Origin of the sequence: Klebsiella sp. DY2415, from assembly GCF_026314315.1 — a bacterium.
Taxonomy (GTDB): domain Bacteria; phylum Pseudomonadota; class Gammaproteobacteria; order Enterobacterales; family Enterobacteriaceae; genus Klebsiella; species Klebsiella ornithinolytica.
In genome coordinates this window covers 1,889,886-1,901,303 of record NZ_CP111115.1, presented here as the reverse complement: position 1 = coordinate 1,901,303, position 11,418 = coordinate 1,889,886, and the positions used below count along the sequence as shown (strand labels likewise).

3 protein-coding genes are annotated in these 11,418 nt (G+C 60.3%); all 3 read left to right on the top strand.

What is annotated here, in order from left to right; translation table 11 throughout:
- Positions 1-29 precede the first annotated feature (29 nt).
- From irp1 to ybtT, 3 genes are read left to right on the top strand one after another with little or no spacing between them, the layout of a single operon-like run.
- Positions 30-9,521, top strand: a complete 9,492-nt coding sequence (gene irp1 / locus OQV00_RS08805) for a yersiniabactin polyketide synthase HMWP1 (protein WP_266280200.1) — start codon at positions 30-32, stop codon at positions 9,519-9,521.
- Entirely contained in the window at positions 9,518-10,615 is a 1,098-nt protein-coding gene (ybtU, locus tag OQV00_RS08800) for a yersiniabactin biosynthesis oxidoreductase YbtU (protein ID WP_099843878.1), read from the top strand. The genes irp1 and ybtU overlap by 4 nt, the downstream gene beginning before the upstream one ends.
- Positions 10,612-11,415, top strand: a complete 804-nt coding sequence (ybtT, locus tag OQV00_RS08795; protein ID WP_075808391.1) for a yersiniabactin biosynthesis thioesterase YbtT — start codon at positions 10,612-10,614, stop codon at positions 11,413-11,415. Before ybtU ends, ybtT begins: the two co-directional genes overlap by 4 nt.
- Positions 11,416-11,418: the final 3 nt, after the last annotated feature.

Below are 11,418 nucleotides of genomic sequence, written 5' to 3'. Positions count from 1 at the left end.
TTTGTGAATCTTAGGAAACGGGACCGATTATGGATAACTTGCGCTTCTCTTCTGCGCCGACAGCAGATTCCATTGATGCATCGATCGCTCAACACTTCCCGGACTGCGAACCTGTCGCGGTTATCGGCTATGCCTGCCATTTTCCTGAATCGCCGGATGGCGAAACGTTCTGGAAAAACCTGCTGGAAGGTCGTGAATGCAGCCGACGCTTTGCGCGCGAAGAGCTTCTGGCCGTCGGTCTGGAAGCCGCCACCGTTGACGATCCTCATTACGTCAATATCGGTACGGTTTTAGAAAATGCCGATTGCTTCGACGCCACTCTGTTTGGCTATTCACGACAGGAAGCGGAATCGATGGACCCGCAGCAGCGCCTGTTTTTACAGGCGGTCTGGCATGCGCTGGAGCATGCCGGTTATGCCCCCGGCGCCGTCCCGCATAAGACCGGCGTTTTCGCCTCTTCCCGGATGAGTACCTATCCCGGTCGTGAGGCGCTGAACGTGACTGAAGTCGCGCAGGTAAAGGGCCTGCAATCTCTGATGGGCAACGACAAGGACTATATTGCCACCCGCGCCGCCTACAAACTCAATTTGCACGGTCCGGCACTCTCAGTACAGACCGCCTGCTCCAGTTCGCTGGTTGCCGTGCATCTGGCTTGCGAAAGCCTGCGCGCAGGTGAATCCGATATGGCGGTTGCCGGCGGCGTGGCGCTCTCTTTCCCCCAGCAGGCGGGCTACCGCTACCAGCCCGGGATGATTTTTTCTCCCGATGGTCACTGTCGTCCTTTTGACGCCTCAGCGGAAGGTACCTGGGCCGGTAACGGTCTGGGTTGCGTGGTTTTGCGTCGCCTGAGAGATGCGCTGCTGTCAGGCGATCCGATTATCTCGGTGATCCTCTCCAGCGCGGTCAACAACGACGGCAACAGAAAGGTCGGTTATACCGCCCCTTCCGTCGCAGGACAGCAGGCGGTCATCGAAGAGGCGTTAATGCTGGCGGCCATCGACGACAGGCAGATCGGTTACATTGAAACGCACGGCACCGGCACACCGCTGGGCGACGCGATTGAAATTGAAGCGCTACGCAACGTCTACGCGCCACGTCCGCAGGAGCAACGCTGTGCGCTGGGTTCCGTGAAAAGTAACATGGGCCACCTGGATACCGCAGCGGGTATTGCCGGATTGCTGAAAACCGTTCTGGCGGTAAGCCGCGGCCAAATTCCGCCAATGCTGCATTTTCACTCGCCCAACCCGGCGCTTAAGATTGAAGAGAGCCCTTTTACCATACCGGTGTCGGCACAGGCGTGGCAGGACGAAATACGCTATGCGGGCGTCTCCTCCTTTGGTATTGGTGGCACCAACTGCCATATGATCGTCGCCTCGCTGCCCGATGCGCTCAAAACGCGCCTCCCCAATGCCGATGGCGACAGAGAGAGCACCGCGCTACTACTCAGCGCCGCCAGCGACAGCGCGCTGCGGCAACTGGCGACCAATTATGCCGGGGCGCTGGCGCAGAATGCAGATGCCAACAATCTGGCCTTTACGGCCATGCACGCGCGCCGTCTCGATCTTCCCTTCCGCCTGGCGGTGCCATTAAACCGTGAAACCGCCGCTGCGCTCAGTGCCTGGGCTACTGATAAATCGGGGCCGCCTGTTTACAGCGGCCACGGCGCCAGCGGCAAGCAGACATGGCTGTTTACCGGGCAGGGTTCGCACTGGCGCACGATGGGCCAGGCAATGTACCGACATTCGACGGCGTTTGCCGACACGCTGGATCGCTGTTTTTCCGCCTGTAGCGAAATGCTCACGCCATCACTGCGGGAAGCGATGTTTAACCCCGACTCGACGCAGCTGGACAATATGGCCTGGGCCCAGCCGGCGATTGTCGCGTTTGAAATCGCAATGGCGGCGCACTGGCGCGCTGAAGGGCTAAAACCAGACTTCGCTATGGGTCATTCCGTCGGTGAATTTGCCGCTGCCGTCGTCTGCGGACACTATACGATTGAACAGGTCATGCCACTGGTTTGTCGGCGCGGCGCGCTCATGCAGCAGTGCGCGAGCGGCGCCATGGTGGCGGTATTTGCAAACGAAGACACGCTAATGCCGCTGGCCCGCCGCTTTGAGCTGGATCTCGCCGCCAACAATGGCACGCAACATACGGTATTTTCCGGGCCGGAGGCCCGTCTCGCGGAATTTTGCGCCGCACTTTCTCAGCATGACATCAACTATCGTCGTCTGAGCGTAACCGGCGCCGCGCACTCCGCTTTACTGGAACCCATACTCGACCGCTTTCAGGAAGCCTGCGCGGGGCTGCACGCTGAGCCGGGACAAATACCGCTTATCTCCACGCTCATCGCCGACGTCATCGATGAGTCAACGCTCAATCAGGCGGACTACTGGCGCCGACACATGCGCCAGCCGGTACGTTTTATCCAGAGTATTCAGGTGGCGCATGAACTCGGCGCCCGCATTTTTCTTGAGACAGGGCCTGATGCTCAGCTGGTTGCTTGCGGGCAGCGCGAATATCGCGATAACGCATACTGGATAGCCAGCGCCCGACGTAGCAAAGAGGCGAGCGATGTCCTCAATCAGGCCCTGCTCCAGCTTTACGCGGCCGGCGTCGCCTTACCGTGGGCCGACCTGCTGGCGGGCGATGGACAACGTATCGCTGCCCCCTGCTATCCGTTTGATACCGAGCGTTACTGGAAAGATCGCGCCTCCCGCGCCAACGAGCCTGCCGACGCAGCGCTGTCCGCCGGGCTGGCGGTGGCGAGTCGCGCCGCGACAGCGCTCGATCTCCCCCGTCTGGAAGCGCTTAAACAGTGCGCCACGCGACTGCACGCCATCTATGTCGATCGGCTGGTTCAACGCTGTACCGGCGATGCCATTGAGCACGGCGTGGACGCCATAACCATCATGCGCCGTGGCCGTCTGCTGCCCCGCTACCAGCAGCTGCTCCAGCGCCTGCTCAACAACTGCGTGGTCGACGGCGATTACCGCTGCGCCGACGGACGTTACACCCGCGCCCGTCCCATAGATCATCAACAGCGGGAATCACTGCTGACGGAACTTGCCAGTTATTGTGAAGGTTTTCAGGCCATTCCCGACACCATCGCCCGTGCCGGCGATCGGTTATATGAAATGATGAGCGGCGCGGAAGAACCGGTGGCGATTATCTTCCCGCAAAGCGCCTCCGACGGCGTGGAGGTGTTGTACCAGGAGTTCAGTTTTGGCCGCTATTTCAACCAAATCGCCGCTGGGGTATTACGCGGTATCCTCCAGACGCGTCAGCCCCGCCAGCCATTGCGCATTCTTGAAGTCGGCGGCGGAACCGGCGGGACCACCGCGTGGCTACTGCCGGAACTCAGAGGCGTTCCAGCGCTGGAGTACCATTTCACCGATATCTCCGCGCTGTTCACCCGCCGCGCGCAGCAGAAATTCGCCGACTATGAGTTTGTGCATTACAACGAGCTGGATCTCGAAAAAGAGGCCCAATCTCAGGGTTTCCAGGCGCAGTCTTACGATCTTATCGTGGCGGCGAACGTGATTCATGCCACGCGCCATATTGGCCACACGCTCGACAATCTGCGCCCCCTGCTCAAACCGGGCGGACGCCTGCTGATGCGCGAAATCACCCAGCCAATGCGTCTGTTTGATTTCGTTTTCGGTCCGCTGGTCCTCCCGCTACAGGATATCGGCGCCCGCGAAGGTGAGTTATTCCTCACCACCGATCAGTGGCAACAACAGTGTCGCCGGGCCGGATTCAGCAAAGTGGAGTGGCTACCGCAGGATGGCAGCCCAACCGCCGGGATGAGCGAACATATCATTCTTGCCACGCTGCCCGGTCAGGCGGTTTGTGCAACCTCAGGCAGCGCGCCATCAGACCCGGTGTTGGGACAGGCGTTGACGGATAGCGCTGACTACCTCGCCGACTGGTCTGATTGTGCTGGTCAGCCTGAGCGGTTTAACGCCCGCTGGCAGGAGGCCTGGCGCCGGCTCTCACAGCGTCATGGCGATGATTTTCCCGGGGAGCCGCCCCTCGTCACCGCCCCGGAATGGCTGGGGGACGTTCGTTTAAGCTGGCAAAACAACGCGTTTTCCCGCGGTCAGATGCGCGTTGAAGCCCGTCGTCCTGATGGCGAGTGGCTGCCGCTTTCGCCCGCCGCGCCTCTTCCTGCCCCGCAAACGCATTATCAATGGCGCTGGACGCCCTGCAACGTCGCCAGCGTTGACCATCCTCTTACCTTCAGCTTCAGCGCCAATACGCTTGCGCGCGGCGACAAGCTGGCGCAATACGGCATCATCCACGATCCGCAGGCCTCTTTGCTCCTGATGGTTGTTGAGGAGAGCGAGGATACTCTGGCCTTAGCGGAGAAAGTGATGGAGGCACTTACCGCCAGCACAGCCGGTTTGATTGTGGTTACTCACCGCGCGTGGCGAATCGAGGAAAATGAGGCGCTTTCTGCCTCCCATCATGCTCTATGGGCCTTGCTTCGTGTCGCGGCCAACGAACAGCCAGAACGGTTGATTGCCGCCATCGATCTCGCCGAAAACACCCCGGGAGAAACGCTGCATCGAGGGTTGAGCGCCGTCTCCCTCTCTCAGCGCTGGCTCGCCGCGCGGGGTAACACCCTCTGGCTCCCTTCACTGGCGCCCAATACGGGATGCGCCGCCGAATTACCGGCAAACGTGTTTGCTGGCGATAACCGCTGGCATCTGGTAACGGGAGCGTTTGGCGGATTAGGCCGTCTTGCCGTGAACTGGCTCAGAGAAAAAGGGGCGCGACGCATCGCCCTGCTGGCGCCGCGCGTGGATGAATCATGGCTACGCGACATCGAGGGTGAGCAGACCCGCGTCTGCCGTTGTGATGTGGGCGATGCCGGACAACTGGCCACGGTTCTTGATGAACTGGCGGCCAACGGCGGCATTGCCGGGGCGATTCATGCCGCTGGCGTATTGGCTGATGCCCCCTTGCAGGAGCTTGATCACCCCCCGCTGGCCGCCGTTTTCGCGGTAAAAGCGCAGGCGGCAACCCAGCTATTGCAAACCCTGCGCAACCACGGCGGACGTTATCTTATTCTCTACTCCTCCGCTGCCGCCACCCTCGGCGCCTCGGGTCAAAGCGCCCATGCGCTGGCCTGCGGTTATCTCGACGGGCTGGCCCAACAGTTTTCCACCCTTGATGCGCCGAAAACGCTCTCTGTCGCCTGGGGCGCATGGGGGGAAAGCGGTCGGGCGGCCACGCCGGAAATGTTGGCGGCGCTCGCCAGCCGTGGCATGGGTGCGTTAAGCGATGCTGAAGGCTGCTGGCACCTGGAACAGGCGGTGATGCGCGGTACTCCGTGGCGGCTGGCGATGCGCGTTTTCATCGACAAAATGCCCCCGTTACAACAGGCTCTGTTTAACGTCGGTGCTGCCGGAAAAACCGCAACGCCCGTCATCCCTCCTGCTGATGACAACGCCTTTAACGGCAGCCTGAGCGATGAAACGGCGGTGATGGCATGGCTGAAAAAGCGGATTGCGGTTCAGCTACGACTAAACGATCCGGCGTCATTGCTCCCTAACCAGGATCTGTTGCAACTTGGCATGGACTCGCTGCTCTTCCTTGAACTCAGTAGCGATATTCAGCACTACCTGGGCGTACGCATCAATGCGGAACGGGCATGGCAGGATCTGTCGCCTCATGGCCTCGCGCAGCTTATCTGCGGTAAGCCCGAGGCGACGCCTGGCGCTTCGCAGCCGGAAGTATTGCGGCACGACGCCGGTGAGCGTTATATGCCCTTCCCGCTGACACCCATTCAGCACGCCTACTGGCTGGGGCGCACACATCTCATTGGCTATGGTGGCGTTGCCTGCCACGTCCTGTTTGAGTGGGATAAACGCCACGATGAGTTCGATCTCACCGTGCTGGAGAAAGCCTGGAACCAGCTCATTGCCCGTCACGATATGTTGCGCATGGTGGTGGATGCCGACGGGCAGCAGCGAATCCTGGCGACAACGCCGGAATATCGCATCGCCCGTGATGATCTGCGCACGCTTTCTCCGACAGAACAGCGCATAGCGCTGGAAAAACGGCGGCATGAACTTAGCTATCGCGTTTTGCCTGCCGACCAGTGGCCTCTCTTTGAGCTGGCGGTCAGCGAAATCGACGATTGCCGCTACCGCCTGCACATGAACCTCGACCTTTTGCAGTTCGATGTGCAGAGTTTTAAAGTCATGATGGACGACCTGGCGCAGGCCTGGCGCGGCGAAACGCTGGCGCCGCTCGATATTACCTTCCGTGATTATGTGATGGCTGAACAGGCGCGTCGACAGACCCCGGCATGGCACGATGCCTGGGACTACTGGCAGGAAAAACTGCCGCAATTGCCCTTAGCGCCCGAGCTCCCGGTGGTTGAAACAGCCCCGGAAACGCCACGCTTCACCACCTTCAAATCGACGATCGGCAAGAAAGAATGGCAGGCAGTAAAACAGCGCTGGCAGCAGCAAGGCGTCACGCCGTCTGCCGCGCTGCTCACGCTGTTTGCCACCGCCCTTGAACGCTGGAGTCGCACCCCGGCCTTTACGCTAAACCTGACCTTCTTCAATCGCCAGCCGATCCATCCGCAAATCAACCAGTTGATTGGTGATTTTACCTCCGTCACGCTGGTCGATTTTAACTTCTCAACACCGGTGACGCTGCAGGAGCAAATGCAACAGACCCAACGGCGCCTCTGGCAAAACATGGCACACAGTGAAATGAACGGTGTTGAGGTGATCCGTGAGCTGGGTCGCCTGCGCGGGTCACAACGTCAACCGCTCATGCCGATAGTCTTTACCAGCATGCTGGGGATGACGCTGGAAGGGATGACTATCGATCGGGCAATGAGCCATCTGTTTGGCGAACCCTGCTATGTGTTCACCCAAACGCCGCAGGTCTGGCTGGATCATCAGGTCATGGAGAGCGACGACGAGTTGATGTTTAGCTGGTACTGCATGGACAACGTACTGGAGCCAGGCGCTGCTGAAGCGATGTTCAATGACTACTGCGCCATTCTGCAGGCCGTCATGACCAGCCCTGAAAGCCTGAAGACTAGCACCAGTGGCATCGCCGGGCATATTCCCCGCCGACGCTGGCCGCTGAGCGCGCAGGCCGACTACGATCTGCGGGATATTGAGCAGGCGACGCTCGAACATCCGCACATCCAACAGGCCAGGGCGGAAATAAGCGATACAGGCGCGTTAACGCTGGATATTGTGATGGCCGACGTTCCGCCGCGCTTAACCGCCGCTTCTGACGGGCACGATCTTGCCCGGCTGGCGCTGCCGTTGCCTGAGCAGGCGCAACTTGATGAGCTGGAGGCGACCTGGCGCTGGCTGGAAGCGCGTGCGCTGCAGGGTATTGCGGCCACGCTAAATCGCCACGGCCTGTTCACCACGCCGGAGATCGCCCATCGCTTTACCGGGATAGCAGAGGCGCTGTCCGCGCAAGCGTCTCACCAGCGCCTGCTGCGCCAGTGGCTACAGTGTCTGACGGAAAGAGAATGGTTAATCCGCGAAGGTGAAAGCTGGCGCTGCCGTATTCCGCTCAGCGAGATTCCTGAACCTCAGCAGGCATGCCCGCAAAGCCAATGGAGCCAGGCGCTGGCGCAGTATCTGGACACCTGCATCGCCCGGCACGACGATCTCTTCTCCGGACGCTGTTCTCCGCTGGAATTGCTGTTCAACGAGTCGCTGCGCGTCACTGACGCACTGTATCGGGACAACCCTGCCAGCGCCTGTCTGAATCGCTACACCGCGCAGATTGCCGCCTTGTGCGGCGCAGAACGGATTCTGGAGGTTGGCGCCGGAACCGCGGCCACTGCCGCACCGGTGCTGGAAGCCACGCGGAACACGCGGCAGTCGTACCACTTTACCGACGTCTCTGCGCAATTCCTCAACGATGCCAGAGGCCGTTTCCACGATCAATCATGCGTCACTTACGCATTGTTCGATATCAACCAGCCGCTGGATTTCAGCGCCCACCCGGAGGCGGGTTACGACCTGATCATTGCCGTCAACGTGCTCCACGACGCCAGCCATGTCGTCCAGACGTTGCGCCGATTAAAACTGTTGCTGAACGCCGGCGGACGCTTGCTGATCGTTGAGGCGACGGAGCGAAACAGTGTATTCCAGCTGGCGAGCGTGGGCTTTATTGAGGGATTAAGCGGATACCGCGATTTCCGCCGTCGGGATGAGAAGCCGATGCTCACCCTTTCGGCGTGGCAGGAGGTTCTTGTTCAGGCCGGGTTTGCCAACGAGCTGGCGTGGCCCGCGCAGGAGTCGTCACCGCTGCGCCAGCATCTGCTGGTGGCCCGTTCACCCGGTGTAAATCGCCCGGACAAAGAAGCCGTGCGCCGCGATTTACAGCAGCGTTTCGGCAGCGGTCTGCCCGTTTTACAGATCCGGCAAAGAGAAACGCTGTTTGCGCCGCTGCATGCTCCATCTGATGCGCTGGTTGAACCTGCTGAACCCATGCCAGCTGCCGGGGGGAACCCGGCGCTGGAAAAACAGGTGGCTGAACTCTGGCAATCGCTGCTGTCTCGCCCTGTGGCAAGACATCACGACTTTTTCGAGTCGGGAGGCGACAGTCTGATGGCGACAAGGATGGTGGCGCAGTTGAACCAAAGAGGGATTGCGAGGGCCAACCTTCAGGATCTGTTCACCCATTCAACGCTGAGCGACTTCTGCGCCCACCTGCAGGCCTGTTCGGCGGGAGAGGACAACCCGATCCCCATTTGCCAGGGCGATGGCGACGAAACCCTGTTCGTCTTCCACGCCTCGGACGGCGATGTCAGCGCCTGGCTCCCACTCGCCAGTACGCTGAATATGCGCGTTTTCGGCCTGCAGGCAAAATCACCGCAGCGCTTTGCAACGCTTGACCAGATGATCGACGAATATGTCGAGTGCATCCGCCGCCAGCAGCCTCACGGCCCGTACGTGCTGGCGGGTTGGTCGTACGGCGCTTTTCTCGCGGCGGGCGCCGCACAGCGCCTGTACGCCAGGGGCGAGCCGGTTCGGATCGCGTTAATCGATCCCGTGTGTCGACAGGATTTCTGTTGCCAAAACCGGACAGCCCTGCTGCGCCTGTTAGCTGCAGGACAAACGCCTCTGGCGCTGGCGGAACATTTCGACCAACAGGCGCCCGACAGCCAGCTGGCCGACTTTATCAGCCTCGCTAAAACGGCCGGTATGGTGTCGCCAAACCTGACGCAGCAAGCGGCAGAAGCGTGGCTCGACAACATCGCGCATCTGCTGCGTTTGCTGGTTGAGCATACGCCAGGCGAAAGCGTTCCGATCCCCTGTCTCATGGTCTATGCCGCCGGGAGACCCGCGCGCTGGACGCCGGCAGAAACCGAATGGCAGGACTGGATAAACAACGCTGACGACTATGTGATTGAAGCCAGCCACTGGCAAATCATGCTGGAACTTCCCCACGTTCAGGCCTGCGCACGACACATTAAGCGCTGGCTTGGCGCCACCTCAACGCAACCGGAGAACACGTTATGATGCAGTCTGCCATCCCAAAACAACGCGTACTGATTGTGGGCGCCAAATTTGGCGAAATGTACCTTAATGCCTTTATGCGGCCCGGGAAAGGGCTGGAACTGGTTGGCCTGCTGGCCCAGGGAAGCGCGCGATCGAGGGAGCTGGCTCATGCCTTTGGTATTCCGCTGTATACCTCGTCGGAGCAGATAACCGAGATGCCGGATATTGCCTGTATTGTCGTGCGTTCGACCGTCGCCGGTGGCACCGGTACGCAGCTTGCCAGACACTTTCTGACGCGCGGTGTGCACGTCATTCAGGAGCATCCCCTCCATCCGGATGACATCAGTTCATTACAAACGCTGGCGCAGGAACAGGGCTGCTGCTATTGGGTCAACACGTTTTATCCGCATACGCCTGCAGGACGCACATGGCTTAGCGATGCGCAGCAGCTACGGCGCTGCCTGGCGAAGGCGCCGCCGGTAGTCCACGCCACCACCAGCCGACAGTTGCTCTACTCGACCCTGGATTTGTTGCTGCTGGCGCTGGGCGTGGATGCCGCCACCGTAGAGTGCGACGTGGTCGGCAGCTTTAATGATTTTCACTGCCTGAAACTCTGCTGGCCGGAAGGAGAAGCCTGCCTGCTGCTTCAGCGCTATCTCGACCCTGAGGATCCGGATATGCATAGTCTTATTATGCACCGCCTGCTGCTGGGCTGGCCGGAAGGCCACCTTTCGCTGGAGGCGAGCTACGGCCCCGTCATCTGGTCATCCAGCCTGTTTGTCGCAGACCATCAGGAGAACGCCCACAGCCTCTATCGCAGGCCGGAGATCCTGCGCGACCCACCCGGTCTGACGCGCAGCGTAGCCCCTCTGAACTGGCGTGACTGTTGCGAAAGCGCCGGGCCGGAGGGCGTCAGTTGGCTGCTGCAACAGCTGTGCGGCCATCTGGCGGGCGAACATCCGCCAGCGGCCTGCCACAGTGCTCATCAGATAGCGCTATCCCGTTTATGGCAGCAGATATTACGTAAGGCTGGCAGCGCGGAGATCAGACGCCTTACGCCGCCGCACCACGACCGCTTAGTCGGTTTCTACACCGATGATAAGGAGGCGCAGTGATGCAATCTACAATGTGTATCCCGCTGTGGCCCGCCCGGGGCGCCAATACTGCGCATCTGGTCATGTGCCCTTTCGCTGGTGGCAGCAGTAGCGCGTTTCGCCACTGGCGAGATGCTCAAATGGCGAACTGCGCGCTTTCCCTGGTGATCTGGCCGGGGCGCGATCGCCTTCGCCATCTGGCGCCGGTCAGAAGCATTACGCAACTGGCGGAGCTGCTGGCCAACGAACTGGAAGAGACGCTATCGCCTGATACACCGCTTTTACTCGCCGGGCACAGCATGGGCGCTCAGGTGGCGTTTGAAACCTGCCGACTTCTGGAACAGCAGGGGCATGCGCCGCAAGGACTGATTATTTCCGGGTGCCATGCCCCGCATCTGCGTTCTGAACGCCAGCTCAGCCACCGCGATGATGCCGACTTTATCGCTGAGCTGATAGACATTGGCGGATGTTCTCCTGAACTACGGCAAAACAAGGAGTTAATGTCGCTGTTTCTTCCTCTCCTGCGCGCTGACTTTTACGCCACCGAGAGCTATCACTACGACTCGCCCGATGTCTGTCCCCCCTTGCGCACTCCCGCGCTGCTATTGTGCGGCAGCCACGATCGCGAAGCCTCCTGGCAACAGGTCGATGCCTGGCATCAGTGGCTGCGCCACGTTACAGGCCCGGTCGTGATTGACGGCGACCATTTCTATCCCCTTCAACAATCCCGGTCTTTTTTTACGCAGATTGTCCGCCATTTTCCCCACGCATTTTCTGCGATGACCGCTTTGCAAAAACGGCCCAGCATTTTAGAAAGGTGATGT